The organism is Stenotrophomonas sp. ATs4 (assembly GCF_051861585.1).
Taxonomy (GTDB): domain Bacteria; phylum Pseudomonadota; class Gammaproteobacteria; order Xanthomonadales; family Xanthomonadaceae; genus Stenotrophomonas; species Stenotrophomonas maltophilia_AS.
In genome coordinates this window covers 87,963-114,560 of record NZ_JBLYPK010000002.1, presented here as the reverse complement: position 1 = coordinate 114,560, position 26,598 = coordinate 87,963, and the positions used below count along the sequence as shown (strand labels likewise).

Sequence of the window (26,598 nt, the reverse complement as noted above, 5' to 3'; positions counted from 1 at the left end):
GAAAAGACGAAGCTGTGACCGCCCGCAAGCACTGGAGATGTGTCAGATCACGCGGCGCGTGGGTGAAACGCGCGCGTGCTAGGGTGCGGCGATGCCTGTTGCCGCCAGGCTCAGGGCTGTTCCCGCAACACGTAGTCGCCGCGACGCTCCCCGGGTGCCAGCGACCATCCCGGCTTCAGGCTCAGCACCCATCCGTTACCCTGCGGGGGTAGCTCCCCCGATGCGGGTGCCTGCACGAACACGGCCTTCCAGTCGTTCTGCAGCAACGCTCCGTCGGTAACCGTCAACGTTCCCCATACGTCGCTCAGCTGCATCGTGGGATACACCGTGCCGCCGCCAGGCAGCGGCTGCATGTTGCTGGGGTCGAACTGGATGCGCATGCTGCGAAGATCCAGCCGCAGTACCGGCCCGGTGACGAAGCGGGCCTGGTTTCGTTCAAGCTGCGCAAGGCGCTGCTGTTCGCGCTGCACTTCCGTTTCGCGCAGTGCGAGGCCGTCATGGCGCGCTGCTGCAACACGTAACGCGGCTCCGTCGGTGAAAGGAGTGGTGTGCATGCGCTCTGCCAGAAGTGAGCCTAGATCCCGGGCGGGGTAGCCGAGATCGCGATGCCATCCGGGAGAAACCTGGTCCAGCAGCAGGCCATAGGCCGGACCGGTCGCGTAAGCGAACGAACGGACGAAGCTGCGATCCTCCACATGCGCGCGAAGGCCACGAAGTGCCGCTTCGATGCGCGCAGAGGGCGTTGGATTGCCGACGAGAACGCCGGTGTACTCGGCCAGGCCCTCGTTCAACTCCAGTGCGGCTTCCTCCTGGGCGGCGGCTGGGAAGCGACGGTAACGCTCAGCACGGAATGCGAGCGCATCGTTCATCGCGTTGCGCTGCGCGCCGGGGTCCGCCGCTGACAGCGCGGTGGCAAGTGCACGCCATTCCAGCTGCAGCCAATAGCGTCCTTCGAGGGTGTCGAGGTGCTCATTGCCACTTTCTGCCGGCACTGCGATCGACAACGCGGGTTGCAGGCGGTGGAACATCTCGTGTGCCAGCAGCGTGCGTCGCCGGCTTTCATCCTGTGGCAGCGGCCAGAGCAGCTGCGTCCAGCGGGTGCCGGACCATTCCACAGCAGTGTTGGCGATGATCGCGTCGGGCGGAAGCTGGCCGACGAACACCTTTCCACGTACCTGCAGGTTGCCCTGTGCATCTGCATGGGATGCCGTGACCCGTCGGCTGGTCCGGTCTACCAGCATCATCGGCCCACACAGTGAGGCTCCCCAAAGTCGTCCGTTATCGGCCTGGCATACCGTTTGCGCCTCTTCGAAGATCGCGTCGGCGGCCACGTCGGACAGCGCGGGTCCGTCCGCAGACACGGGGCCGACGGCGCCCAGCATCAGGGCGGCAAGTGAGAGTGGCAGGGGACTCATGGCATCCATCCATCCTTGGGAAGGTCCCGTCATAACATCGATCCAAAGGCTGCGGCAATGCAGCAAACGTCATGCTGCGCCGCAAGGTGCCTGTCACCATTCGCACTGGTACGGTCCAACCCGTTGCACCACCACCGACGGGGAGAGACCACGATGCGCAAGGTATTGCTGCTGTTGATCCTGCTGACCGGGCTGGCGCCCACCGCCTGGGCGGCCACGGTCAAAACCACCCATCGCACCATTCCCAGCTGGGATGGAACGCCTCTTGGGGCCTTCGTCATCGAACCGCAGGACGCGGGCAGCGGGCGGTATCCGCTGCTGGTGATGCCCAGCAGCTGGGCGGTGCCCAGTGTGGAATATGTGGGCGTGGCGCAGTCGCTGGCGCGGCGCGGCTACGTGGTCATCAGCTACAGCTCGCGCGGCTTCTGGGAATCCGGCGGCGCCATCGACATCGCCGGGCCGGCCACCGTCGAGGACGTCAGTGCGCTGATCGACTGGGCGCTGGACAACACCCGGGCCGACCCGTCGCGAATCGGCGTATCGGGCATCTCCTATGGCGCCGGTACCAGCCTGCTGGCGGCTGCGCGCGATCCGCGCATCAAAGCGGTCGCCGCACTGAGCGGCTGGGCCGACCTGCAGGCTTCGCTGTACAGCAACGATACCCCCAGCGCCCAAGGCATCGCCCTGCTGGTAGCGGCTGGCCTGGCCACCGGTCGCCCGGGGACGGAGCTGGCCACCATCAACCGCAATGTGCTGGTCGGCAACTACCAGGGCGCGGTGGACACGCTCTTGCCGGTGGCAGCACAGCGCAGCCCCGGGGCAAGCATCGACGAGATCAACGCCAATCAGCCAGCGGTGTTCCTGGCCAACGCCTTCAACGACAGCCTGTTCCCGCCGGGCCAGCTGGTTGATTTCTTCAACCGTCTGAAGGGCCCCAAGCAGCTGCAGTTGCGCCATGGCGACCATGCGCTCAACGAAGCCTTTGGCGCATTGGGTATTCCCAACGAGGTCTACGAATCGGTAGGGGACTGGTTCGACCATTACCTCAAGGGTGAGGCCAATGGCATCGACCGGCAGCCTGCGGTGCAGCTGAAGTCGCAGAAGGGCGGCTGGAGCACCTACCCGAACTGGCAGGCGACCAATGCGGGTGCCGTCAGCTATGCGCTGACCGCGCCCAAAGGCCTGCTGCTGCCGACGGGTGGGCTGGCGGAAAGCGGTAGCAGCACCGGCTGGAACTACCGCATCGGCAGTGGCCTGCTGACCGCCGCCAACTCGGGCGTGGCGATGGCGTCCGGTGCGCTGCAGATGATCAACCTGCCACCGGGTGCCTATGTGCCGTTCGTGGGCCGCAACGCCGCGGGCGTCTGGCAGGGACCGGTGCAATGGAGTGCGAGGCGCCTGGACGGCGCACCGGAAGTGCGTTTGACGGTCACACCCAGTCGCGCCAACACCACGCTGTACGCCTATCTCTATGCGGAGGACGTACTGGGCAACGGCCAGCTGATCAGCCACAAGCCTTACACGCTGCGTGGCGCCACGCCGGGGCAGGCGAAGACCATCAACCTGCGGTTGGAAGCGAGCAGCTGGAACATACCGGCCGGCAGCCGCCTGACCCTGGTGGTCGATACGGTAGATCTGCGCTATGCGGGCATCAGCCAGTTGGGGGGCACGGTGGCCTTCAGCTCGCCAGCCAATGCACCTTCGGTGTTGAAGGTGCCGCTGCATTGATGTGCGTCCGCGCCCGTTGCGGCGGGCGCGGGCTGCCAGAGTGGAAAACTGCGAGACTGGAGATCGATCCGGGAAAGGGATGAATCCATGGTCATTGCATTGCTGTTGATGGTTGCAGGAGTGGCCGCACCGGGCTCCCACACCTCAACAATCGACTGGTCGGACACGCTGCTGAAGGATCTGGACGCTGCCGACGCCGCCATGCGCGGCAGCCACCCGGGCGCCGTGGACCTGCGGAATCCAGGTTTCGGCGCGCAGCTGGACGAAGCCTTGGCGGTTGCACGCTCGCGCGCGGATCGGGTCGCCAGCTACCAGGGTTACTGGTGGGCGATGAAGGGCTATGCGGCGTCCTTCAACGATGGCCATGTCAGCCTCAACGCGCTTGCCGACGCACCCGACATTCCAACGCAGTGGCCCGGGTTCCTGACCGGTTTCGACGGCGATGCGCAGGTGGTCATGACCGTGGACGCTGGTCCGGGCCATCCGCCGCTGGGGGCTCGATTGCTGTCCTGTGATGGCATCGATGCGCAGACGCTGGCTGCGCGCCGGGTGGGTGACTTCAGCGGGCGCTGGAACCTGCAGGCCAGCCGCATTCAGGGTGGCGGCGAAGTGCTGCTGGAGCAGGGCAATCCGTTCGTGCCTACGCTGCGCAGCTGCATTTTCCGTGTGAATGGTCGAGAGCAGGCCCATGCGCTGCGTTGGACGCCACTCGATCCGGGAAGCCGGAAGGAACGCCTGGCCGATACCCGTCGCAGCTTCCGCCCGGCCAATGGCTGGCACAGGATGCCGGACGGTGGTTGCTGGATCACCACCAGCAGCTTCAACGCCGATCCCACTGCGGCCAATTTCAAGGAGCTGACCCGGATGCTGCAGCAGCTCACCGCGGCGGCCGACGCGTTGCAGCAGGCACCCCTGATCGTGCTCGATGTGCGCGGTAACAGCGGTGGTGCGTCGCACTGGAGCATCGAGCTGGCGCGGTTGATCTGGGGGCGCGAGGCCGTGGATGCAGTGCGTGACGGCAGCTGGGTAGAGTGGCGGGCGTCCGAGCCCAACATCGCACAGCTCCGTGGCTTTCTGGAGAAGCTGAAGCAGGCGCCTGACGCATCGCCGGCGCTGCTTCGCATGCTGGAGACCGTGACCGAAGGGATGGTGCAGGCGAGGGAGCAAGGTCAGCCATTGTGGCGCGCGTCCGGCAGTGATCCGGCCGCTGCGGTATCGCAGGCAGAGCAGGTCGGACCTGGACACAAAGGCAGGGTGGTGATCGTGGCCGACGCTTCCTGCGGCTCGGCCTGCCTGGATGCGCTGGATCTGTGGAAGCGCCTGGGCGCGATGCAGGTCGGCGTCGAGACTTCAGCCGACAGCCTCTACATGGACGTCAGGCCGGAACGGCTCCCGAGCGGCATGGCAAGGATCTCCGTACCGATGAAAGTGTTTCGAGGCCGGGTGCGCGGTTCGAATGAGCCGCATGTTCCGGATCGTCGCTACGACGGCGACATGCGGGATACCGCAGCACTTGAAGCGTGGATCTCGGGAAGCGGCAGCATCCCTCTGCGACCCAATCGCCGCTCCGGCGCCGCTGCGGCGGAATGACCGGGTGCGTCCTGCGCTCAGCGCCGGACATCCGCGCCTGCATTGCCCAGCAGGGCCAGCACCTGCGCCTCAGTGACCGGGCTGAAATCGCCCGGAATGGAATGCTTCAGCGCACCCGCGGCCAGTCCGAAGTGCACGGTGCTTTCTGCGTCGAATCCGGACAGCAATCCGTGCAGGATGCCGGCCGCAAAGGCGTCACCACCACCGATGCGGTCAACGATGCCGGGAAGCGGGCGCGGTGGTGCCTGCGCCCTCGTGCCATCCCGCCCCAGCAGCAACGCGCCCAGGATGTGGTGGTCGGCACTCACCACGTCGCGTTGGGTGCATGCCAGCCATTGCAGGTGCGGGAAGGCGGCGAAGGCCGCGGCTGCGGCGGCCTCCGCCTGGGTAACCGCATCTTCCTGCGGAAAGCGCAGGCCCAGCACCAGTGCGATGTCACGGTGATCGGCAAAGACGATGTCGGCCTCGGCGAACAACTCACGAAGGAGGGTGGGTGCGTCGCCTCCCCAGCGTTGCCAGAGCGAAGGGCGGTAGTTGCCGTCGAACGACACGCGCACACCTGCGCTGCGCGCCGCACGTGCAGCGGCCAGTACGGATTCGGCCACATTGGCGCCGAGCGCTGGACTGACGCCGGAGAGGTGCAGCCACTGCGCGCCACGCAGCAGGATCGACCAGTCGTAGTCGGCAGCGGTACTGGTTGCGAACGCCGAACCCGCCCGGTCATAGACCACCTCGCTGGCCCGCTGCAGCGCACCGGTGGCCAGGAAGTACAGTCCCATCCGGTCGCGCTCGACCAGATGTACGCCGCGCGTGCCCACCCCGTGCCGGCGCAGTTCGGCCACGGCGTGCCGCCCCAGCGCGTTGTCCGGCACCGTGCTGACCATTTGCACCTCGTGCCCGAAGCATGACAGCGACACGGCAACGTTCGCCTCCGCCCCGCCCACGTGAACCTGCAGCTGCGGCGACTGCAGCAGCAGCTCACGTCTGGGCGCGCCCATACGCAACAGCAACTCACCGAAACACACAATGCGATTCATCGGTTATCTCTCAGCGCGGGGACGGGCAGCCCAACATGCCCAGGTCGATGGCATCGGCCATGCGCCGGTAGCCTTCATCATTGGGATGCAGGTGATCGCGGGTGATGTTGGCCGGCAGTGATTCGGGCGCCTTCGTATCGCGCAGCGCGGCATCGAAATCGATGATGCCATCGAACCCGGTCTTCCCACCGCGTGCCCACTGGTTGATCGTGGTGCGGGTGGCTGCGGACACGGGCTCGTAGCGCTCGGAACCGCCGAATGGGGTCAACGTGCCCAGCCAGGCGCGGATGCCGTGCGCATGCAGTCGCGCCGCAACCTGCTGATAACCCAGCAGCATGTCCGCCGCATTGCGTCCAGGCAGCGGCTGCGCGCCACCACCGTGGCGGATGTCATTGATGCCCTCGAACAGGATGACCTGGTCGGCATCGGCTACCGCGATAACATCGCGATCCAATCGTGACAGGGCGCTGTGGCTGCGGCCATGGTCAAGCAGCTTGTTGCCGCTGATGCCCTGGTTGAGCACCACGAACCGGTCGGGGCAGGCCTGTTGCAGGCGCTGCGCCAATCGCTCCGGCCACTGGTTGAAGGTGCCACGACGGGCGGTCGCACCTTCCGTGATGGAATCGCCCAGCGCCACGATCACCTGGGGAGGATCATCACGCTGCACCATCACCGCCGAGAACACGTTCTGCTGGTAGCTCGGCCGCACGCTGTCGGCAACGGTTGTCTGCCTGCCGTCGGCTACCCGCAGCTCGGTGCGGCGCACGGAGGGGCGGGTGGGCTGCGGGAAATAGGCACTCACGCTGATCTCCTGCAGCGCCGCCACCGGCATCCGCACCGGGTCGCTCAGCAGTGCGGCACCCACCGGCACTTCGATGACCGCGCGGCCATCCACCGTCACCGGCAGCGGTGCGGCCTTGCCGTCCTTCAATCCCACGCGCAGGTCCTCGACCCGCAGTGGCGCTGTGCCGAGCTCGTTGCTGATGCGTAGTCGTAGTGCATCGCCACGGCTGCCGATACGCATGTCCTGGCGCACGGTCTGCGCGGCGAACTGTACCGGTGCCTCGGCGGTGCCATCCTTGCGGTCCGGCGCCGGCGAGGCAGTCCACGCGGTGACCCAGACCGGTGCAGCCAAAGCGGCAGGCGCGGCCACAGCGGAACAGATCGTCAGTGAAAGCAGGAGCGTCCAGCGCTGCATGGGCAGGATTCCAGTCAGGAGAAGTAGGTGCCGCCGTTGACGTCCAGATTCGTGCCGGTGATGAACGCCGCCGCATCCGAGGCCAGGAACACAGCGGCGTCGGCGGCTTCGTCCGGCGCACCCTGGCGGCGCAGCGGGGTGGCGCCGGCAATGGCCGTGCGTACTTCCGGCTTGGTGAACTCGTCGTGGAAGCGGGTGGCGATCATGCCGCAGCACAGCGCGTTCACGCGGATGCCCTTCGGCCCCAGCTCCTTGGCCATGGCACGGGTGAACGTCATCACCGCCGCCTTGGCGGTGGCGTAGATCGATGCGCCGGGACCGCCGCCATCACGACCTGCCTGTGAGGCGAAATTGACGATGGCCGCGCCTTCGCGCATGTGTGGCACCACCGCGTGGGTGGTGAGATAGGTGGAGGTGATGTTGAGGTCCATCACGCTGTGGAAGAACACGGGATCAATCTCAGCCAGTGGCCGACGCTGCACCATGCCACCGGCCACGTTCACCAGCAGGTCGATGCGCTCGCCGAACGCAGCCTGTGCTGCAGCGACCAGGCCAGCGACGGCAGCGGCATCGGTGACGTCGGCGCGATGCACGATGGCCTGGCCACCGGCCGCCTGGATCTGTGCCAGCGTTTCCTGGGCACTGGCTTCGTCATTGGCGTAGTTGATGCAGACGCGTGCACCGGCGGCAGCCAGTTTGATCGAAACGGCGCGGCCGATATCGCGGCCACCGCCGGTGACGATGGCCACCTTGTCCTGGAACGACATGCGGGAAACTCCTTGTTTTGCAGGGGAATGAATGAGGAATGCAGGCTCAACCGCCACGGCGGTCGAGCTTGTGGATCGGGCCGGTCCACCACCACAGGGCGACCAGCGACAGCGGCACCAGCGCAGCGACGAGGATGAAGATCGGGGCATAGGAGTGGCGGGTCAGCACCGGCACCAGCCAGGTGGTGATGAGGGTGCCGGCGACCGCCGCCAGTCCCCCCAGGCCCGCCAGCGTGCCCACCGAGCGGCCGTCGAACAGGTCGCCGGGTAAGGTCTGGATGTTGCCGATGGCCACCTGGAAGCCGAACAGCACCGCGGCAATCGCCAGCACGGCAAACAAGGGCTGGTTGGCCAGCACGGCACCCAGCAGGGCAGGGGCCATGATCACGCAGCCGAGCGTGATGGCCAGCTTGCGGGCGCGGTCTACGCTGTGCCCGGCGCGGATCATCCTCCCGGACAACCAACCGCCGCTGAGGCTGCCCAGCATCGCGCCGACAAACGGCACCCAGGCGAACAGGCCGATCTGCTTGATGTCGAAGCCGAACGTTTCAGCCAGGTAGATCGGCAGCCAGGACACGAACAACCACCAGATCGGATCCAGCAGGAAGCGGCAGGCAAGCATGCCCCAGCTCTGGCGGTGGGCCAGCAGCTCGCGGACGCTGGCCTTCGGCGCCACCTCTGTCTGTCGCCCGGCCTGGTCTTCCTGGATCAGCCGGCGCTCGGCATCGCTCACCCACGGATGCTTGTCCGGCCCGGCGCGGTAGACGAACAGCCACGGCAGCAGCCACAGGAAACCAATGGCACCGACCAGCACGAAGGTGCCGCGCCAGCCCAGCCACAGGTACAGGCCAGCGATGGCCGGTGCGGAAACGATCGCGCCGATCGACGCGCCCGCGTTGAACACGCCCTGCGCCAAGGCGCGCTCGCGTGCCGGGAACCACTCGGCATTGGCCTTCACCGCGCCCGGCCAGGCACCTGCCTCGCTGATGCCGAGCATTGCCCGCACCAAGCTGAAGGACAGCATGGAATGCGTGATCGAATGCAGGGCAATGGAAATCGACCACACGCTGATCGACAGGGCGAAGCCCAGGCGCGTGCCGATCATGTCGAACAGACGCCCGAACAGGAACTGGCCGGCCGCGTAGAACAGCATGAACACCGTCACCAGCAGCGCGTAGTCATCCTTGGTCGCGCCTACTTCCTTGGCGATTTCCGGCCACATCACCGCCAGTGCGTTGCGGTCGATGTAGTTGATGACCGTAGCCACGGCGATCAGGCCCACGATCAGCCAGCGCACCGCCGAACGCACCGGCACCCTGCGCAGCGTGGACAGGGGAGAAGGGCCATTCATCGTGCATCACCCTTGCTGCGGTCCATGCGCGCATGACTGCCGTTCCAGCGGTAGGCATGGCCATCGACGGTCACGCTGTGCTCACCCTTGGCGTTGCTGTCATCGGCCACGCCCAACGCGATGCGTGCACCACTGGCCAGGCGCAGTTCGATCACCTCGGCATCGCTGCCGCGGGTACGCACGATCTCCCTGATGCGGCTGTCAGCGCCGTGCACGTACTCGGCGGTGCCGTTGTACTCGCCATGCGGCTCCAGCACGCTGAAGAAGGTGACGTCTTTCTGGCCTTCCACGCGCTGCAGCAGGGCCGGTTCACGGCGCAGGTTGAATTCCGGATCGTTCGCACCGCTTTCCACCAGCAGCGCCTGCGCGGGCGCACTGCTGCCGAAGCGGTAGGTGTAGAAGCGTCCATCCAGCAGCCACGCCAGCGAACGCGGCTCGCTACCGGGTTTGCTGCGTGCATCCAGCCACAGGTGCTGGTAGCCGTTGTCCTTGCCCAGCACCGGGCGCTGGGCGGGGAAGTGTTCGGCCTCGAAGCCGGTGGTGACGATGTGGCCGTTGAAGTGCAGCGGCAGGTCGTAGCGCGCGGCCTTGTCGCCGTGCACCTGCAGCAGGTCCAGTACCACCGGCAGGCCCATCTCGGGGTGGCGCAGCAGCGCCTGGGTACGGGTGAATACCACGCCCGGATACGCATCGCGCATCGTTGCCGAGGCAATCTGGGTATCGGCATCGGCCTGGAAGAAGCGCACCTGCGGGGCATGCTCCTCGCCGCGCTTCCAGTCGCCCTTGAAGTGGCTCTGCTCGTCCACCACCAGGGTGTTGTGGGCCACGGTCTGCTTGGCCCAGCTGCGGTTCTCGGCCAGATAGATGCCACCACGCTTGGCTTCCACGTTGAGGAAGCGGGCGGCACCGTAGTCGGTCACCACCGGATTGCCGTTGTCGTAGAACAGCCAGTTGAGCTTGTCGAAGTGGCCGTGTCCCATGCCCTGCATCGTGTCCTTCTGCACCAGCGCCTGGCCGCGTTCGCCGTTCATGCGCAGGATCGCCAGGCCGCCACGGTCGCCGTCTGGGCCATCGCGCAGCAGCATCGGGCGGTAATCGAAGGGCTTGGCCTTGTTCGCGGCCAGTGCCTGCGCCACCTGCAGGCCTTCGGGTGAAAGCAGCAGGCGTTTCTGCTGCTGGGCCACCGACAGCAGGCGGTCATCGCCGGTACGCGCATAGGCAATGCCGATGCCGGCTACCAGTTCCTCGGTGTCGATACCCTTGTCCAGGATGGCATCGTTGATCGGGAAGAACAGGCCGTCGTAGCTGGTCTGCACCAGCACATCCACCGCCTTCAGCAGTACGCCGTCACGGCGCGCGAAGATCTTCCGCTGCGGCTCGTTGCGTTCGATGGCGTTGGCGAACAGCAGGAACGGCGCCAACGCATAGCGCTGGTAGTAGGGGCCTTCCTCGTAGTAGCCGTCGGGCGAGAACAACAGGTCGATCTGCCGAAGGAAGCCGAACCGGTCATCTTTCTGGCTGCCGCGCAGGGACTTCTCCACCAGCTCAGGGTCGCGCAGCACGTAGCCGGCCATGCCGGTGGCGGCCACCGCCCAGGTGGCATGGTTGTGGATCTGGTCGTAGTTCTTCGGCTCGCTGACGAGAAACTCGGCCATCGGCCGGAACACCTTCGATTCGATGGTCTGCCGGTCCTGCGCGGACAGCGCGTCACGGATCGCGTCGTAGCCCTGGATGGCGTTGACCAGCCACACCGAATCGTTGAGCACCTGCCAGAACACGCGCCCGGGAATCTGCCCGCGTCCTTCCGGGTGCGGGCCCAGCGTAGGGTACAGCTTGGCGTACTGCAGCAGCATGTCGCGCGCGTAGTCCACGTAGGCCTTGTCGCCGGTCAGCCGGTACAGCGTGCCGGCGGCCAGCAGCGCCTGGTAATTGCGCTTGTGCTGTTCATGGGTGCGGCCACCGCCCTTGTCCTTGGGCACCGGCACATCGATGCCGGCCTTCATCATCTTCTTCAGCGTTGACTCGGTGCGCGCCTGTTCTTTGGCAAACCACGGGTAGCGGCTGCCTTCGCTGGCCATCTGCTGCCACTGCGCAGCGGTGGCCAGCACCGGCGCGGTGTCGGCCTGCCGCGCAGCGGCAGCGGGGGCTGCGAACAGCGATGCGGTCGGCAGCAGGGCGAAGGGGGCGGCCAGGGCCAGGGAAACGAACAGCGGCTGCAACCTCATCGATCAACTCCATTGCGGGTGCGTGACAGGGCAACTTCGCCCACCTTGGGATACCAGTTGACGCCGGTCGCGTCGCGCGCGGTCATCGCCAGGGCAGGATCGGCGCCCACGGCGGGCAGGGCGGGCGTGGCCACCCACAATCCGCTGGCAGCCTGCTGCAGGCTGACGCCACGGCCCTCTACGCCTCCCGGGAATACGGTGCTGGCTGCCGGCGACTGCACATTGCCGCTGAAGCCGATTCCGGCCAGCGAACTGGCGGCATTGGGCGGGTTCCTGCTGCTGCGGTTGACGATCAGGTTGGCGTTGAAGCGGCTGTTGCTGGCGGCCACCACGATGCCCTTGGTCTCATCGTGGCCCACGCCGAAACTGATCTTCGCCACGTCCACGAACGTATTGCGGCTGATGGTGGCATTCACCACCGGCGCATAACCGGACAGTGGCGGGCTGGCCTGCGCATCCATCACCGCCAGCGCCGAACGGTTGCTGGACCCGGCCAGCCGTTCGAAGTAGTTGTTGCTGACGGTCTGGCCGGCGTTGATGATGCGTACGCCGCCGGTACCGGCCTTGTCATCGCCGAGGAAGACATTGTCGATCACCCGGTTGCCGTTGCCATGGCGCAGGGTCAGTGCTCCGGCCGAACGGTAGAACACGTTGCCGCGGAAGGTATTGCCGCCGGACTTGTTGGAGACGATCTCGGTCTCGCCGTCGCAGCCTTCAAACCAGTTGTTCTCCACTGTGCTGTTGGAATTGCTCAGCGAGGTGTCACTGGTGCCGACGCGAATCGTTTCACCGCCATTGACGCCCAGCGCTGGGCGCGGGCCGAACCAGTTGTGGTCGATGCGGTGCTGGTTGTCCAGGCCCTGGGTGGCATCGCGCACCACCACTACCGTGGGTCCAGCGTTGGTCTTGCCGCGAAGCTGACTGTGATCCAACCGGTTGTGGCTGCCATACAGCGATACCCAGTAGTCCTGGTCGCTGGCATCGGGGTTGGTGTAGTCATCGATCACCAGGCCGGTCACCCGGCTGTGGCTGGCCACCGCTTTGCTGGATTCGCGGAATGCCACCACCGCATCACCGGGCGTATAGCCGTTGCGGAACACCAGGTTGGACACCTGCAGGTAGCTCCCCGCCAGACGCAGGTCCGAGCGTCCGCTGAGGACGACTTTGCCGGCGGTCTGCGCGCGCAGCACGATCGGCGCGGCTGCCGTGCCTTGGCCCTTCAGCAGCAACCGGGCGTCGGTCCAGATGCCGTCAGCCAACACGATCTCATCGCCGGGCTGCAGCGCCGAGGCGGCGGTAGCGAACTCAGCGACGTCGTGGACGAGCCAGCTGGCCGCACTTGCGGCTGAAGTGGTCAGGCACATTGCCAGGCCAGTGGTCAGGCAAAAAAGCGACGAACTAGTGGTCGGTTGCCGCGAGAGTGAGCGAATGTGCATGAAATCCTTCCAGAGACGGCCGGGCCGTCGTTTCAGGGTGGGCCTGCATACCACTTTCGGGTCTGTTGTAAGCCAGCTTCCGCGCAAAGTCATGCTGCATAAGCACATTAAAGTGCGATCAACTGGTATGGAGCAAAGGCATTTGAACAATCGCATACCAATTGGTTGACATTTTCATGGCGCCGTGCCGAAGCTGCGTCCCACGCCTGGCATGCAGGCGATCCTTTGGGAGGAGGAAACCATGCGGCGACCCGCCGGAGCAGTGCACAGCATCTCGTTGTCCCCCACACCTCTGATCGTGGCGCTGCTCGCCGTGCTGGCGGGCCTGCCCACGGCCCAGGCGCAATCCAGCAAGGACGCGGCAGGGCAGGATCCCACCACGCTGGACCAGGTGCAGGTCACCGGCATCCGCGAATCGATGCAGAGTTCGATCAACAAGAAGCGCGACGACACCGTCATCGCCGACGTGCTGTCGGCCGATGACATCGGCGACCTGCCGGCACCTTCACTGGCCGACGCGATCGAGACCTTGACCGGCGCCGCTTCGACCCGCGACAAGACCGGCGCCTCGGAAATCTCCATCCGTGGCCTGGGGGCCTTCCTCAGCAGCACCAACTTCAATGGCCGCGAGATCACCAACGGCAGCGGCGACCGCTCGGTCAACTTCAACATGTTCCCCGCCGAGCTGATCAATACGGTGGCCATCTACAAGACCCAGCGCGCCGACATCATCGAAGGGGGCGTGGCCGGCACCATCGGCCTGGAAACAGTGCGCCCACTGGAGTACGGAAAGCGCTCGGCGCAGATTGATCTGCGTGGCAGCTGGGCCGAGTATGACAAGAAGTACCGCGACGACGATGGCATCGGCTATCGCGGTACCGCCAGCTACATCGACCAGTTCGAGTTCGGCAACGGGCAGAAGCTGGGCATCTCACTGGGCTTCCAGCGTCTGGACGGAACCGACCCGGAAGAGAGCATCACCAGTGGTTCCACCTGGTATGCCTGCGACGGCACGCAGAACGTGGGCAATGCCAACTGCAATGAGGTATCCGCACAGGCCATTGCCAATGGCGCGCCGTATTACCTGGTGCCAAGCAGCCGCATCTACCGGCTCAAGCAGGAGCGCAACGATCGCCAGAGCGAGTTCGCTGCACTGCAGTGGCGGCCCAATGATGTGGTTGAAGTGAACCTCGACTTCGAACACACCGAGCGCAACTGGTATGAGAACCGCAGCGATCTGAGCCTGTCCAACGCACGGCGCGGCATCACCCAGCGCGATGTGGACGCAGAGGGCATCGTGCGCCACCTGCATGGCAGCACCTCGATCGATTCCACCTCCAACCGCTACTGGCGCGGCGAGGAATACACCGGTGGCGGCCTGAACCTGATCCTGCGACCGACCCCGGCCTGGGAACTGTCCACCGATCTTTCGTACTCACACACCAATCGCCTCGACAGCGAGCGCATGACCCGTCTGCGCGCCAATCAGCGCGACGTCAACAATGCCATCGTGCCCGGCATCAGTAGTGGTGCCACCGGCTACGTGGACTATGACTGGGACTGGCATGGCGAAGTGCCCAGTGTTGCCCTGGCGCCGAACTTCGACCCCAACAACTGGGACGCCTACACCGGCGCGGCGCGCGTCACCTCCAGCGCAACGGAGAACGACCACAAGATCAAGGCCGGCCGCTTCGATGCCAGCTTCATGCCCGAGTCCGGTTTCTTCACCCGCATCAAGGGCGGCGTGCGCGCCAGCCAGGCCGATTACCGCCTGCGTGACAACACCCTGGTGACCGACTACGACCAGCGCGTGGCGGCCGACAAGGCGAAGATCATCGCCGCCAACCAGGCCTGCCGCGCGCCGTTCCCGCAGGATGACTTCATGGATGCCGCCAGCGGCAACACGATCTCCTCGTGGGCGTACTTCGATCCGAACTGCCTGTACCAGTCGTTCCGCGGAAGCCTCGACAGCGGGCTGGATCCGGGCTTCCAGGATCCGAACAATGTCGATATCACCGAGAAGACACGCGCGCTCTATCTGCTGGGTGAGTTCAGCAGCAGCCTGTTCGGCTTGCCGGTGACCGGCAACTTCGGCCTGCGCTGGGTCAAGACCGATGTCCGCTCTGAAGGTGTACGCACCGGGCTGCGTATCGAGGACAACGGTGACGGGACGATCCGCCTGCAACCCACCGGCGAGTACAGCACGCAGGTGTTCAATGCGGGCAACGACAAACTGCTGCCCAGCCTCAACGCGGCGTTCGAACTGCGCCCGGACGTGCTGCTGCGGGTCGGTGCATACCGCGCGATGTCACGGCCGGACATCGCCGCGCTGGGTGCCGGGCGCACCATCAACGTGAGCAGTGATGCCACCTACGGCAATCTGGCCGACGCGCTGGATGACATCAGCGCCAGCGGCAACCCCGCCGCGCAGCCGCTGATGTCCTGGAACGGTGACCTTTCCCTGGAGTGGTACCCGAACCCGGACACGATGCTGGCCGGCGCGGTGTACTGGAAGCAGTTCAACGGTGGCACTGCCACCGCGCTGGTACCGGAGACCTACACTATCGACGGCCAGGGCGTGACCGTGCCGGTTCGGCAGCAGGCGACCACCGACGAGGACAGTACGCTCACCGGCTTCGAGCTGACCGCCACCCATCGACTGTCGTACCTGCCCAAGCCGTTCGACGGGCTGGGCTTCAAGGTCAGTTACAACTACGCCGATGCCGACTATCAGACCCAGGACTCACGACTGGGCGAGCAGCTGGCCAGTGACGGCACGGTCATTCCGGCGATCGTGCCGCCGGCCGGCCTGAGCGGCTTCTCGCGGCACGTGCTGTCCGGTTCGATCTACTGGGACGTCGGACGCTTCAACATCCAGGCCATCGGCAAGTTCCGCTCGCACTACTACCAGGACTTCACCGGCAACACCGCGCAGCAGAACCGCTATTACGATGACAACACCAGCGTCGACCTGCGCCTGCGCTACCGGGTGAACAAGCAGTTGTCGCTGTCGCTGGAGATGATGAACCTGACCAACGAGCCGCGCGTGGCCTACCAGCCGCTTTATGGGAACTTCCGCGAAGTGGTGACCTACGGGCGGCGTGCGTATTTCGGTGTACGATACAAGTTCTGAACAGGGCGGCGCGGCCAGTGGTCGCGCCGTCGCTCCAACCGGACCCTTGCCGGCCGCGGTGGCAGGGCAGGGACCCGGAAGGAATCGCCAAGGGTCAGCCGCATGTCCGCCAACCGCCTTTACCAGACCATCGCTGCCAAGCTCCGCAAGCTGATCGAGGACGGCGAATTTCCGCCGGGCTCGCGGCTGCCAGGCGAGCGTGAACTGGCCGAACGGTTCGGTGTCAGCCGGGTCACCATCCGCGAAGCCGAGATCGCACTGGAAGCACAGGGCTGGATCGCGATCCGCATCGGATCGGGCGTGCATGTGAAGCCGCGCCCGACGCAGGCGTCCGGCGGGCTGCCGGATGTCAGCGCCTTCGACCTCACTGCCGCCCGCGCGGTGTTTGAAGCCGAGGCGGCGGCGCTTGCCGCCAGCAATCTGGATGACGACGGTATCGCCGAACTGCAGGTGCTGGCCGAAGCGTTGTGCCGCCGCGACTTGAGTGATGAGGAGGCGGGTGAGTACGACCGCCGCTTCCACCTGGCCATCGCTCGCCTTTCCGGTAATCCGGTGGTGGAGTACTTCGTGCAGCAGATCTGGCGCATGCGCAGCGAACTGCCGCGGGTGACCGAGGTCTATGCGCGGGTCTGCCATGATGATGGCGCCAGCCGTGCCGACGAGCACATGGCCATCTTCGAAGCACTGCGCGCACGCGATCCGGTGGCCGCACGCAATGCCATGCGCCATCACTTCCAGCGTCTGTTCGAAGCCATGCTGCAGGCCACCGAAAGCCAGGCGCTGGAGGAGATCCGCCGCCGCACGCAGCAGGACCGCGAACGGTTCATGGCGACGACGCGTATCTGAAAGGCGGTCTGATCCATCAGAACAGCTGGAACCAGCGCACCAGCACGCGGTCTCCCTCGCTGCGGTTGGCGGCATCGAACTCCTTGTAGTAGTGGAGCATGATCCGGGTCCTGCCGGTGCCGAACTGCACAGCAGGCCCCAGCGCACTGATACGTTCCATCGAATCGGCGCGCGTCCTGCCATCGACACGTTCGGCGCTGATCTGCTTCAGTGCATAGCCGGATACGCCCAGGCGCCAGTGCTGCCCGACGGCACGCGATACAGACACATTCGCATGCAGCGCCTGGCCCGGCTGGATGTAGTCGACGGCGATCGCAGGGTTCGGGTCGGAATTGCGGCCCGTCCACAGATAGTGGATGCGTGAACTGAGCTCCCAGTTGTCGGCAAACTCCCAGGTCAGCGCGTAATGCGGGTTGAAGGCCCACGCATTGCTGCTCGGGTTGATGGCCCGGTCACGGCGATAGCTTCCCGTCGGCAGCTGCACCTGCAGGTTCAAGCGCTGGAAGTAGGGACGCCCAAACAGTGTCTGTGCGGGCCATTGCAGTACCACGGGGCTGACGCTCAGGTTGCCGAGCCCATTTCCAGTGCGCACCGCCGGCGTGTAGTCGGCGTCCACCAGTAGTATGGGTTGCAACGCCTCGTATCCGTACCAGGCGCCGAACACCTTGTGCTCGGTGATGCGGCCAACGAAGGTCGCCAACACGAGCGTCTGCAGCTCATTGTCGACCGGGCGCGGCCGACCATGTGCATCCATGAACCGGTCCGCCTCGTAGACGTTGACGAACTGCTGGAACAGATCGCCTGGCTTTGACTTGCCGTCGTTGAAGGAGGTGAGGCCCAGATTGCCAGAGGGCAATGCTGCGTGGGCCGGCATGGCCGCCATCGCGGTCAGCAGGGTCGACAGGCACATCGCAGAGCGGGCTGTCCAGCAATGGCCAGCCTGGGGATGAAGGGTCATGCGATCTCTCCCGGGAACACATTGGTGATGAAGTGCCAGCCGATGCCTGCGGCGGGGACTGACGAGCTTTACGGGCGATGGTCGGGTTGGCGCTCCGGCGCTGCGGCCTGGAACGCCGGATGGGACAGGCAGGCCGCATGGATCTGCTGCACGCGTGGGTAGGGCGTCAGGTCACACCCCATGCGCAATGCGTTGGCCACCTGCGGTACAAGGCAGCAGTCCGCTGCGCCGGGCGTATCACCAAAGCAGTACGTCGACGATCCACGGCGTTGCAGCAGTACCTCGGCGGCGCCCAGCCCTTCCGCGATCCAGTGCGCATACCACGCCGAACGCGCCTCAGGACCCACCGCCAATGGATCGGCGAGGTATTTCAGCGCACGCAGATTGTTGAGTGGGTGGATGTCGCAGGAAATCAGCAGCGCCAACTCCAGCACGTGCGCACGCTGAACCGGATCGGCCGGGTACAGCGGAACCTGCGGGGCAATGTGGTCCAGATAGTCGAGGATGGCCAGCGACTGGGTGATCACCTCGCCCTCGTCGGTGACCAGCACCGGCACGCCTCCCACGGGGCTCAATGTGCGGTGCGGCCCGGCGTACTGTTCGCCTGCGCGGATGTCGACGGTGCGGAGTTCGTGCGCAAGTCCCTTCAGCGCAAGGGCGATCCGCACCCGGTAGGAGGTGGAACTGTTGAAGAAGCTGTAGAGGATCATGGCAGGCTCGTAGCGGAGAAGTCAGTGCGCCGGAGCCGCGGCCGGTGGCGCGGCGCCAGGGCGGTAGCGTCGGCCCATGCTGAAGATCAGCAGCGCAGCGAGGGCCGCCGGAATCATCAGCAGGCTGAAGATGCCGTGCATGCCCCAGCCCAGGCCGAGCATTGCGCCGCCGCTGAGTGAACCGACAATGGAACCGATGCGGCCTGCCCCGAGCGCCCATGAGACGCCGGTGGCACGGCTGGCAGTGGGATAGAACGACGCGGCGAGTGCATTGGCCCCGACCTGGGAGCCACTGATGCAGAAGCCCACGCCGGCCACGAATGCACCCAGCAACCAGAAATCGGTGTAGTAGCGTGCGATCGCGCCGATGCACAGTGCGCCTGCCAGGTACGCCAGTGCCAGCACCCGGTAAGGGTTGACCCGATCCATCGCCGCCCCCAGCAGAACCGAGCCCAACGTGCCTCCCAGCTGGAACAGGGCCGTCAACAGCGCCGCCTGGCTGAGGCTCAGGCCCGTGCCCTTGATCAGCGTAGGCAGCCAGTTGGTCAGCAGGTAGATGATCAGCAGGCTCATGAAGAACGCGCCCCACAGCAGCAGCGTTCCGGTGCGCAGTTCCGGCGCCATCAGGCGCTGCAGCGGCGAGCGCCCGGTGCCCGGGGAAGGCGCTGGATCGGACGCATCGAAGAATCCCCCGGTCCAGCCCGCCGGCAGTGGCGCGATCGCGCGCAGCAGGCGAGCCACCCGCGCTTCGTTGCCAGGGGCAAGCAGCAGGAACCGCGCGGATTCGGGTAGCCACAGCGCCAGTGCCGGCAGCACCAGAATCGGCAGGATGCCGCCCAATGCGAGGACCGAGCGCCAGCCATGCAGCGGCAGAAGATGCGCCGAGACGACCCCGCCCAATGCCGACCCCAGCGTGAATCCACAGAACATGGTGGTGACCAGCAGCGAGCGCCGCCGCTGGGGGCAGTACTCAGAGGTAAGTGTCACCGCCTGGGGCATCGCGCCCCCCAGGCCAAGGCCAGTGAGGAAGCGCAGTACGCTCAGCTCAGTTACCGAACCGGCCCACGCCGAGGCCAGGCTGAATCCACCGAACAGCAGCACTGACAGCATCAGGATGCGCTTGCGACCGAAGCGGTCTGCCAGCGGCCCGCAGGCAAAGGCGCCGACCGCCAGCCCGCCCAGTGCAGCCACCAGCACCGGATTGAGCTGCCCCGGACTCAACGACCAGTCGTGGCTCAATGCCGGTGCGATGAAGCCGATGGCTGCGGTGTCGAACCCATCCAGTGCAACCACCAGGAAACACAGTCCCAGTACCCGCCATTGGAACCCACTCAGCTTCTGCGAATCGACGAATGCGCGGACATCGACAGCGCCTTTGTGCAGGATTGCGGACATGACCCTCCCCTTGGCCGCGCGCAGCGCGGCCGTATCTCGTGGAATGCAGGCCCCGTCAGGGGCTGTTGCAGGCAACGCAGGCTATTCGCCCACGCGCACCCTCAGTTCGCCCAGGCCGGCGACGCCGCCGACCATCAGGTCGCCCGGAACGACGGCACCCACGCCCTCGGGGGTGCCGGTATAGATCAGGTCACCGGGCTGCAGCTCGAAGAAGCGCGACAGGTAGGCGATCGTCTCGGCCACGGACCAGATCAGGGCGGCAGTGGTGCTGCGCTGCCGGTCTTCACCGTTGACCTGCAGCCAGAGCTCGGCCCGTGCGATCGCACCGCTCTGTGCTGCCGGAAGCAGGGGGCCGATCGGTGCCGATTGATCGAATGCCTTGCCGATTTCCCAGGGACGGCCCATTTCGCGCATCTGCATCTGCAGGTCGCGCCGGGTCATATCAAGGCCTGTGGCATAGCCGAATACGTGGGACAACGCCTGCTCCACCGGAATATCCGAACCCCCGGTGCCGATCGCGGCCACCAGCTCGATCTCGTAGTGGTAATTGCGGGTCTCGGTGGGATACGGGAGCAGCAACTCTTCACCGTCCTGCACCGGGATCACCGCATCTGCGGGCTTGCAGAAGAAGAACGGCGGTTCGCGGTCCGGGTCGAAGCCCATCTCCCGTGCATGAGCGGCGTAGTTGCGCCCGACGCAATACACGCGACGGACAGGGAAGCGATCGGCGCTGCCGACGATCGGCACGCCAACCACCGGCGCAGGTGGGAACAGATAGGACATTGACACCACTCCTGGTACGGAAAGGGAAGAAGATCGGAAACCGGCAGCCGACGGCAGCCGACGCCTCAGGCGGGTTCGCGTGATTCGCGCAGCAGGCCCAGTGCCTCGTGCAGGGGGCGGTCGGAGAAGCTGAACAGCGTCGTGTCCTCGCTGGCATGCAGTGACAGGCCCGCCCACGATGGCACCACGAAGGTGTCCTTCGGTTCGAAGGCGAATCGCTGGCCGCCGATGATGGCGTCACCGCAGCCTTCCACCACCGAGTACACCGTGGCATCGGTACAACGCCAGGTACGGCCCTGGAAGCCGCCCGGCAACAGCTGCATGCAGGTGGCAATGGAGGGCATTGCCCAGCCCCCGGTCGCGGGATTGGCGTAGCGCAGCTTGATGCCGTCCCAGGGATCCAGCTCACCGTTGCGCAGCAGCGCATGCAGTGCGTCCCGCGTGCGCTCGTAGGGATAGTGCGACAGGGGCGATACCGGCGAGCGGACGCGGTGGCGGACCGGCAACAGGCTGGCACCATAGCGGGCCAGGCTGCTGCCATCGACCTGCGTCAGCGGCTGCTCCTCACTGGCGTGTTCTTCAGCGAACTGGGCTCCAAGGAAACCGAGCAGGGGAATATCCAGTCCATCCAGCCAGACTACCGGCTCTCCGCCCTCGGCGTCCTCCCGATTGCCGTGGTCGTGCCAGGTCCACGAAGGCGTGATGATGAAGTCGCCCGGCGCCATCGGAATGCGCTCGCCATCGACCACGGTATGGGCAGAGCGGCCCTCGATCACCAGGCGCAGGGCCGACTGCGTATGGCGATGACTGGGCGCAACCTCACCTGGCAGGATCAGCTGCAGGCCGGCATACAGGCTCTGGGTGATCGATGCACGGCCGCGGATCGCCGGATTCTCCATCACCAGCACCCGTCGCACTGCTTCGGCGGCGGTCAACAACCGCCCGGCGCGCATCAGGTGCGGTCGCAGTTCGCGGTAGCGCCACAGTGCCGCCTGGATGGTGCTGGCGGGTTCGCGCGGCACCAGCGAGTGCAGCTGGTCCCACAGCGGCACCAGGTGGTCCGCGGCGATGTCCTGATTGAACGCGGTACGCGCGTCGAGGGAAGAGATCGAATGCATCGGAAACTCCGTCCTGCCGGCACCCGGAGCGGTGCCTACGACGCCAAGACTAGGAGATTGACCTACAATGCGAAAATGATATTTGCGTATTGATCCATATAGGATTGAACATGCCAGAAATGCTCGATTGGTCCCGCCGCCTGCACATGCGGCATCTGCAGTGGCTGCTGTTGCTGGAGCAGGCCGGCAGCCTGTCCGAAGCCGCGCGCACAGCGCACACCACGCAGCCCGGCCTGTCCAAGTGGCTGCGCGAGCTGGAAGATGACGTCGGCACGCCGCTGTTCGAGCGCCACGCGCGGGGCATCAGCCCGACACGTGCCGGGCATCTGGTGCTGCTGTACGCGCGCCGGGTCCTCAACGCGATGCAGCGTGCGGAAGAAGATGTGGAAGCCGTGCGTCATGGTGGGTTGCGCCGGGTCATGCTGGCGACGTCGCCGGCGGCAACATTCAACCTGGTTCCCGATGCCATCGTCCGCTACATGCGCCTGCAGCCGGAGATCCAGATCGGCCTGCGCGAAGGCCCGATGGACGAGCTGCTGTCACAGCTGGAGCGGGTGCAGGTGGACGTGGCGGTTGGCCGGCTGGGGAGCAGCAGTCCTCCTCCTGGCCTGCAGTACGAGCTGCTGTATGTGGAGCCGATCGTGCTGGTTGCACGACCGGGGCATCCGCTGACGCGCAGACGATCACCCAGCTGGCAGCAGGCCTTCGGGTATCCATGGATCGTCTGGCCGACAGGCACGCCTATCCGAAGCAATCTTGAGTCCAGCCTGGCGGAAATCGGTCTGGCGCCACCGCCGTGCACGGTGGAGTCTTCGTCCATGCTGGCCAGCATCTCGCTGCTGCGCGACAGTGATCTGCTGCTCGCGGTATCGGCGCACGTGGCCGACCATTTCGTCCGCCTGAAGCAGATGGCGCGACTGCCGTTGTCGATGGGCACCGCAGGTGCGCTGGGCATGTACTGGCGCGAAGCAACGACGAGCGACCCTGCCATAGCGGGCCTGATCGAAAGCCTCCGGGAGGCGGCGCGCCAGATCCGCGAGGCAGGGTAGGCAGAGGCCGAGCACCGACGCCCGGCCTGCGCTTCCTCAGGGGCGACCGGCCATTGCGCCGCCATCCACATCCCAGATTGCGCCCGTCACCCATGACGCCTTGTCCGACAGCAGGAAGGCGACCACCTCGGCCACGTCCTGCGCGGTGCCCACACGGCCAATCGGATGGAAGGCGTTGAATCCCTCAAGCACACTCTGCACCTCTTCGCTGGGAATGAACGCTTCGTAGATCGGTGTCTGCACGACGGCCGGGGATACGGCGTTGACGCGGATGCTGTTTCCCGCCAGTTCCATGGCCAGATGCTGGGTGAGCGCGTGGAGTCCCGCCTTGGCCATCGAGTACGCGGACGATGGCGTGGCCGCGATGGCCTGCCGCGCCCACATCGAACCGATGTTGACGATGGCACCGGGGCGATCATTGGCAATCATGCTCGCCGCTACCTGCTGGGTGATGAAGAAGAACGCCTTGTTCAAACGCATGTACTGCTCATAGTCGTCAGCGCTGTGGTGCAGGAACGCCTTCGGGGCGAACACGCCGGCAGCATTCACCAGCAGGTCCACGTCCGGGTGCGCGCTGGCGATGCTGGTCATCAGGTTGTCCAGGCCCTCGTCCGTGGCCAGGTTGGTCGATAGAGCATGGGCCGTTCCGAATCGTGCCAGGTCGGCCTGTGCCTGCTGGGTCTTGTCGGCGCGGTGGCCAACGATGACCGCCTGGCCGCCGCCCTGCAGGACCTTGCGTGCCGATTCCAGGCCGATGCCGCTGGTGCCACCGATGACCAGAACCTTGTTGCCTTTGAAGATGTCGTTCATCTGGAGTGCCTTCGTATGCGTGGCCGATGATTGCCGGCCGGGGAGAGGAGGCCGATCCTCCGCCCCCGCAGCGTGTCCCTCAAATGCTTTATTCTTGGCCGGACGCAAAGAAAAACCATCTTGCTGATGAAGGCCCATCTGAACTTCACCGCACTGCGTGCGCTCGAGGCCGCGGCAAGGCATCAGAGCTTCAGTGCTGCAGCGGCAGAACTGCACGTGACCCCGGCTGCGATAGGCCAGCTTGTCCGGTCACTGGAGGACGTGCTGGGCGTGCAGCTGTTCACGCGGGAGAAGAGCGGTGCTCGTCGGCTGATCCCGACCGACGCCGCCGAGCGCGCCCTTCCGGACATCCGCGCAGGGCTGGATCGGCTGACCCGCGGCCTTTCGCGGCTTCAGGAGGATGCCAACGGCGGGTTGCTGACAGTGAGCACCAGCCCAGCGTTTGCCTCCAAGTGGCTGTTGCCACGGCTGGAACACTTCCAGAACGATTGGCCGGATACCGACGTGCGTCTGCATACCGGCTTGAACCTGGTGGACTTCGAGCGTGACGGCATCGATATCGGCGTGCGCTATGGCCACGGCCAGTGGCCTGGGCTGACTGCGGACAAGCTGATGGAGGAAGAGGTGTTTCCGGTCTGCGCGAGCGAGTGGCTTGACGCGCACGGGCCGCTGGACCGCCCGGCGCAGCTGGAAGGACATCGGCTGATCCACGATCTTTCGGTGGACAGCCATGCCGGCTTCATGGGCTGGAGCGAGTGGCTGCACCGTGCGGGCGCCGGTAATGTGGACCCCACCCGCGGCCTGCAGGTCAACAATTCCGCAGCCGTACTGCAGGCCGCCATCGAAGGCAGGGGCGTGGCATTGGCGCGCAGCGTGATGGCCCAGGACGACCTGGCAGCAGGCCGGCTGGTACGGCTGTTTCCGCAGATCGCCGTTGCCGCGGCACTGGCGTACTACATCGTGTACCGGCCGGCCTGCGCCGCGCTGCCGAAAGTGATGCAATTCCGTGACTGGCTGCATGCCGAAGCACGGGCCACTGGGGACCTCACGCAGGAGCAATATTCGCGTTGAAGCGAAGCAGGTTCGACGGGTCGTAGCGGCGCTTGATCTCCCGCAATCGCGCCAGTTTCGCTTCGCCGTACACGTCCGGAAGTCGCGACGGACCCTCGTACTCGACGTAGGTGAAAGGCACGCCACTGTTGTAGGGCGCCAGCTGCCTTGCCAGCCCGGACACCTGCGCCTGCGCCCTGGCCACGGCGGCGGCATCGCCTTTGAAGAAGGCACGACCATTCAGCAGCCAACTGGCATTGCGGTGCGACACCGCCGTCGTGTCTTCGTCGAGGTGGCTCCACGCACCGCCGCGGTAGTAGCTGAACAACAGCATCATCATCGAATCCGGTTGCTCCACGGTTGAGCACAGGATATCGACCACCGGGTCGGTCAGTTCGTCGATCAGGACGCCATGCCAGTAGTTCCGGAAGCCATAGCCGGGATCCTTGACGTCATTCTCGAAGTACGAGAGGTAGCTCTGCGCCTTGACTGTGTTGCTGATGGGCTTGACGTCGGCCACCAGCGCATCGACGAGCGGCCGTCCTTGTTCGGGATCGCCGAAGTAGACCAGAGCGAGCGTGACCACCGGGCGCGGCGTGCCGGTAACGGACTTTGCGAAGAAGCTCAGCGCCATGGTCATGTTGTCTGGAATTGTGTCATCCCACCTGCGCAGGCTCGAAACCAGGCGGCGTGCATCATCGATGTCGTAGGTAAGTACACCGGACAACACCTGCTTGACCGGATGCAGGCGCACCGTCATCGACGTGACCACCGCAAAATTGCCGCCGCCACCGCGCATTGCCCAGAACAGGTCTGGACTGTCGGTCTCACTGACGCGCCGGGTGCTGCCGTCCGCGAGCACGACCTCGGCCGAGATCAGATTGTCCGAACCCAGGCCGAATACCCGCGGAAGGTCGCCATAACCGCCAGAAAGCGTGTAGCCGGTCATTCCAACGAAGGGCGAAACAGCCGTCGGCGCGGCCAGTCCGTGTGCCTGTGCGGCACGCAGGAACTCGATGGCCACCACGCCGGGCTCGAAGGTGGCAGTACGGCGCTCTGCATCAACCACCAGTCCCTTCATGCGCGATGTATCAATCAGGATCGCATCATTGCCGGCTGCCTTCAGGGCACCATGCCCGGTCGCCTTGATCGCGATACCCAGGTTGTGTTCACTGGCGAACTTGACCGCAGCGATGATGTCTTGCCTGGAGCGCGCCTGCACCACTGCGGCAGGAGACTGCTCGATCGTTCCATTCCAGGTGCTGCGGCTGCTGTCGTATGCCTTGCTGCCTAGCGCGAACACCGCGCCGGGGAGCAACAGCGACAGGGCCTGAAGGGCGTCGGGTGACATGGGACCTCCTGTCTGGGGAGCGGGCAGCGCCGCAGCGGCGCGACCGATGGTTGCGGTGCTCAGGCCAGCCCCCAGCACGGTTGCTGCAGCGGCATACAATCCGCCCTCGAGCAGGTGACGACGGCTGGGACTTTTCGGCGTGGTTGAATTCTCGCACGTGTCCTTCATGACGCGGCTCCTGCGTTGCGTTTGGCATCCAGGCTGAATGCGCCGGCACCGAATGCGCAGACCTGCAGCAGCCCGCCGGCCATCGCCAGGTTCTTGAGGAAGTGGAACAGCTGGTTCTGGTCACTGACGTTGGCGTGGAATCCGATCGCCGTGGCCAGTGCGAAAAGTGCCATCAACAACGCCACGGAACGTGTCTGATAGCCGAGCACCAGCAGCAGGGCGCCGCCAAGCTCGACGGCCAGCGCTGCCACGTAGGCCAGCTGCGGCAGGGGAAGACCGCTTGATGCGATGTAACCGATGGTCCCGGACGCATCGGCGAGCTTGCCGATGCCGCTGACCAGGAAGATCGCCGAGAGAAGAAGTCGCCCGAGCAATGCCGCGGACGATGTGATGGGAGAGGGAGAGTGGGGCACGATGCATTCCTTGGGAGGGGGCGATATCGCACCAAGGCAGATGGCTGAACCTGCGGGACTGGCGCGG

Annotated in this window: 21 protein-coding genes; 6 read left to right on the top strand and 15 right to left on the bottom strand. The window is 65.6% G+C overall.

Annotated features, from left to right (window positions below):
- Positions 1 to 110 precede the first annotated feature (110 nt).
- On the bottom strand, positions 111 to 1,415 hold the full coding sequence (locus ABR323_RS03655; protein WP_439448259.1) for a hypothetical protein: 1,305 nt from the start codon (positions 1,413 to 1,415) through the stop codon (positions 111 to 113).
- 153 nt (positions 1,416 to 1,568) lie between these two features.
- Between ABR323_RS03655 and ABR323_RS03650 the strand changes: the two genes are divergently transcribed.
- Both ABR323_RS03650 and ABR323_RS03645 read left to right on the top strand, forming a co-directional pair.
- Positions 1,569 to 3,143: a S15 peptidase family protein gene (locus ABR323_RS03650; RefSeq protein ID WP_439448258.1), complete on the top strand. Its 1,575-nt coding sequence runs from the start codon at positions 1,569 to 1,571 to the stop codon at positions 3,141 to 3,143.
- Positions 3,144 to 3,230: 87 nt separating this feature from the next.
- Positions 3,231 to 4,733 carry a hypothetical protein gene (locus tag ABR323_RS03645; RefSeq protein ID WP_439448257.1) on the top strand — a complete coding sequence of 501 codons (1,503 nt, stop codon included), beginning with the start codon at positions 3,231 to 3,233 and terminating at the stop codon, positions 4,731 to 4,733.
- Positions 4,734 to 4,750: 17 nt separating this feature from the next.
- On the opposite strand, the gene ABR323_RS03640 is transcribed toward ABR323_RS03645, so the two are convergent.
- From ABR323_RS03640 to ABR323_RS03615, 6 genes are read right to left on the bottom strand one after another with little or no spacing between them, the layout of a single operon-like run.
- Positions 4,751 to 5,770, bottom strand: a complete 1,020-nt coding sequence (locus ABR323_RS03640) for a sugar kinase (RefSeq protein WP_439448256.1) — start codon at positions 5,768 to 5,770, stop codon at positions 4,751 to 4,753.
- Positions 5,771 to 5,780: 10 nt separating this feature from the next.
- Entirely contained in the window at positions 5,781 to 6,968 is a 1,188-nt protein-coding gene (locus ABR323_RS03635; RefSeq protein ID WP_439448255.1) for a GDSL-type esterase/lipase family protein, read from the bottom strand.
- A gap of 14 nt (positions 6,969 to 6,982) precedes the next feature.
- A complete protein-coding gene (locus ABR323_RS03630; protein WP_439448254.1) occupies positions 6,983 to 7,735 on the bottom strand; it encodes an SDR family NAD(P)-dependent oxidoreductase in 753 nt (250 codons plus the stop codon).
- Between the two features lie 46 nt (positions 7,736 to 7,781).
- The gene (locus ABR323_RS03625; RefSeq protein ID WP_439448253.1) at positions 7,782 to 9,086 is read right to left on the bottom strand and encodes an MFS transporter; all 1,305 of its coding nucleotides are present in this window, start codon (positions 9,084 to 9,086) and stop codon (positions 7,782 to 7,784) included.
- Positions 9,083 to 11,311 (bottom strand): oligoalginate lyase, encoded by a 2,229-nt coding sequence (locus ABR323_RS03620; protein ID WP_439448252.1) that lies wholly within the window; start codon positions 11,309 to 11,311, stop codon positions 9,083 to 9,085. The genes ABR323_RS03625 and ABR323_RS03620 overlap by 4 nt, the downstream gene beginning before the upstream one ends.
- Positions 11,308 to 12,747 (bottom strand): polysaccharide lyase 6 family protein, encoded by a 1,440-nt coding sequence (locus ABR323_RS03615; RefSeq protein ID WP_439448251.1) that lies wholly within the window; start codon positions 12,745 to 12,747, stop codon positions 11,308 to 11,310. Before ABR323_RS03615 ends, ABR323_RS03620 begins: the two co-directional genes overlap by 4 nt.
- A 241-nt stretch (positions 12,748 to 12,988) precedes the next feature.
- Here ABR323_RS03615 and ABR323_RS03610 point away from each other — a divergent pair, with 241 nt between their 5' ends.
- Both ABR323_RS03610 and ABR323_RS03605 read left to right on the top strand, forming a co-directional pair.
- Positions 12,989 to 15,880, top strand: coding sequence for a TonB-dependent receptor (locus tag ABR323_RS03610; protein WP_439448250.1), 2,892 nt, complete (start codon positions 12,989 to 12,991; stop codon positions 15,878 to 15,880).
- 102 nt (positions 15,881 to 15,982) lie between these two features.
- Positions 15,983 to 16,726, top strand: a complete 744-nt coding sequence (locus tag ABR323_RS03605) for a FadR/GntR family transcriptional regulator (RefSeq protein WP_439448249.1) — start codon at positions 15,983 to 15,985, stop codon at positions 16,724 to 16,726.
- Between the two features lie 16 nt (positions 16,727 to 16,742).
- On the opposite strand, the gene ABR323_RS03600 is transcribed toward ABR323_RS03605, so the two are convergent.
- From ABR323_RS03600 to gtdA, 5 genes are all read right to left on the bottom strand, one after another.
- A complete protein-coding gene (locus tag ABR323_RS03600; protein ID WP_439448248.1) occupies positions 16,743 to 17,684 on the bottom strand; it encodes a SphA family protein in 942 nt (313 codons plus the stop codon).
- A gap of 68 nt (positions 17,685 to 17,752) precedes the next feature.
- Positions 17,753 to 18,394 (bottom strand): maleylacetoacetate isomerase, encoded by a 642-nt coding sequence (gene maiA / locus ABR323_RS03595; RefSeq protein WP_439448247.1) that lies wholly within the window; start codon positions 18,392 to 18,394, stop codon positions 17,753 to 17,755.
- Between the two features lie 21 nt (positions 18,395 to 18,415).
- Positions 18,416 to 19,789 carry an MFS transporter gene (locus ABR323_RS03590; RefSeq protein ID WP_439448246.1) on the bottom strand — a complete coding sequence of 458 codons (1,374 nt, stop codon included), beginning with the start codon at positions 19,787 to 19,789 and terminating at the stop codon, positions 18,416 to 18,418.
- Between the two features lie 81 nt (positions 19,790 to 19,870).
- Positions 19,871 to 20,572 carry a fumarylacetoacetate hydrolase family protein gene (locus ABR323_RS03585; protein ID WP_439448245.1) on the bottom strand — a complete coding sequence of 234 codons (702 nt, stop codon included), beginning with the start codon at positions 20,570 to 20,572 and terminating at the stop codon, positions 19,871 to 19,873.
- A gap of 65 nt (positions 20,573 to 20,637) precedes the next feature.
- Positions 20,638 to 21,690 carry a gentisate 1,2-dioxygenase gene (gtdA, locus tag ABR323_RS03580; RefSeq protein WP_439448244.1) on the bottom strand — a complete coding sequence of 351 codons (1,053 nt, stop codon included), beginning with the start codon at positions 21,688 to 21,690 and terminating at the stop codon, positions 20,638 to 20,640.
- 119 nt (positions 21,691 to 21,809) lie between these two features.
- On the opposite strand from gtdA, the gene ABR323_RS03575 reads away from it, so the two are divergent.
- On the top strand, positions 21,810 to 22,739 hold the full coding sequence (locus ABR323_RS03575) for a LysR substrate-binding domain-containing protein (protein ID WP_439448243.1): 930 nt from the start codon (positions 21,810 to 21,812) through the stop codon (positions 22,737 to 22,739).
- A gap of 36 nt (positions 22,740 to 22,775) precedes the next feature.
- On the opposite strand, the gene ABR323_RS03570 is transcribed toward ABR323_RS03575, so the two are convergent.
- Complete coding sequence (locus tag ABR323_RS03570; protein WP_439448242.1) at positions 22,776 to 23,549, bottom strand: SDR family NAD(P)-dependent oxidoreductase; 774 nt, start codon at positions 23,547 to 23,549, stop codon at positions 22,776 to 22,778.
- A 126-nt stretch (positions 23,550 to 23,675) separates the two neighbouring features.
- Here ABR323_RS03570 and gcvA point away from each other — a divergent pair, with 126 nt between their 5' ends.
- A complete protein-coding gene (gcvA, locus tag ABR323_RS03565; protein ID WP_439448241.1) occupies positions 23,676 to 24,620 on the top strand; it encodes a transcriptional regulator GcvA in 945 nt (314 codons plus the stop codon).
- Here the strand turns inward: gcvA and ABR323_RS03560 are convergent.
- Together ABR323_RS03560 and ABR323_RS03555 are read right to left on the bottom strand one after the other, a co-directional pair.
- Complete coding sequence (locus ABR323_RS03560) at positions 24,595 to 26,118, bottom strand: FAD-binding protein (protein ID WP_439448240.1); 1,524 nt, start codon at positions 26,116 to 26,118, stop codon at positions 24,595 to 24,597. The genes gcvA and ABR323_RS03560 overlap by 26 nt on opposite strands.
- Positions 26,115 to 26,531, bottom strand: a complete 417-nt coding sequence (locus ABR323_RS03555; protein ID WP_439448239.1) for a DoxX family protein — start codon at positions 26,529 to 26,531, stop codon at positions 26,115 to 26,117. The genes ABR323_RS03560 and ABR323_RS03555 overlap by 4 nt, the downstream gene beginning before the upstream one ends.
- Between the last annotated feature and the right edge of the window lie 67 nt (positions 26,532 to 26,598).

Coding starts and splice junctions, on each gene's coding strand:
- ABR323_RS03655 (WP_439448259.1), bottom strand. CDS start 1,415: ATGAGTCCCCTGCCACTCTCACTTGCCGCCCTGATGCTGGGCGCCGTC.
- ABR323_RS03610 (WP_439448250.1), top strand. CDS start 12,989: ATGCGGCGACCCGCCGGAGCAGTGCACAGCATCTCGTTGTCCCCCACA.
- ABR323_RS03615 (WP_439448251.1), bottom strand. CDS start 12,747: ATGCACATTCGCTCACTCTCGCGGCAACCGACCACTAGTTCGTCGCTT.
- ABR323_RS03590 (WP_439448246.1), bottom strand. CDS start 19,789: ATGTCCGCAATCCTGCACAAAGGCGCTGTCGATGTCCGCGCATTCGTC.
- ABR323_RS03640 (WP_439448256.1), bottom strand. CDS start 5,770: ATGAATCGCATTGTGTGTTTCGGTGAGTTGCTGTTGCGTATGGGCGCG.
- maiA (WP_439448247.1), bottom strand. CDS start 18,394: ATGATCCTCTACAGCTTCTTCAACAGTTCCACCTCCTACCGGGTGCGG.
- ABR323_RS03560 (WP_439448240.1), bottom strand. CDS start 26,118: ATGAAGGACACGTGCGAGAATTCAACCACGCCGAAAAGTCCCAGCCGT.
- ABR323_RS03620 (WP_439448252.1), bottom strand. CDS start 11,311: ATGAGGTTGCAGCCGCTGTTCGTTTCCCTGGCCCTGGCCGCCCCCTTC.
- ABR323_RS03625 (WP_439448253.1), bottom strand. CDS start 9,086: ATGAATGGCCCTTCTCCCCTGTCCACGCTGCGCAGGGTGCCGGTGCGT.
- ABR323_RS03635 (WP_439448255.1), bottom strand. CDS start 6,968: ATGCAGCGCTGGACGCTCCTGCTTTCACTGACGATCTGTTCCGCTGTG.
- ABR323_RS03630 (WP_439448254.1), bottom strand. CDS start 7,735: ATGTCGTTCCAGGACAAGGTGGCCATCGTCACCGGCGGTGGCCGCGAT.
- ABR323_RS03605 (WP_439448249.1), top strand. CDS start 15,983: ATGTCCGCCAACCGCCTTTACCAGACCATCGCTGCCAAGCTCCGCAAG.
- ABR323_RS03585 (WP_439448245.1), bottom strand. CDS start 20,572: ATGTCCTATCTGTTCCCACCTGCGCCGGTGGTTGGCGTGCCGATCGTC.
- ABR323_RS03575 (WP_439448243.1), top strand. CDS start 21,810: ATGCTCGATTGGTCCCGCCGCCTGCACATGCGGCATCTGCAGTGGCTG.
- ABR323_RS03600 (WP_439448248.1), bottom strand. CDS start 17,684: ATGACCCTTCATCCCCAGGCTGGCCATTGCTGGACAGCCCGCTCTGCG.
- ABR323_RS03570 (WP_439448242.1), bottom strand. CDS start 23,549: ATGAACGACATCTTCAAAGGCAACAAGGTTCTGGTCATCGGTGGCACC.
- gcvA (WP_439448241.1), top strand. CDS start 23,676: ATGAAGGCCCATCTGAACTTCACCGCACTGCGTGCGCTCGAGGCCGCG.
- ABR323_RS03645 (WP_439448257.1), top strand. CDS start 3,231: ATGGTCATTGCATTGCTGTTGATGGTTGCAGGAGTGGCCGCACCGGGC.
- gtdA (WP_439448244.1), bottom strand. CDS start 21,690: ATGCATTCGATCTCTTCCCTCGACGCGCGTACCGCGTTCAATCAGGAC.
- ABR323_RS03650 (WP_439448258.1), top strand. CDS start 1,569: ATGCGCAAGGTATTGCTGCTGTTGATCCTGCTGACCGGGCTGGCGCCC.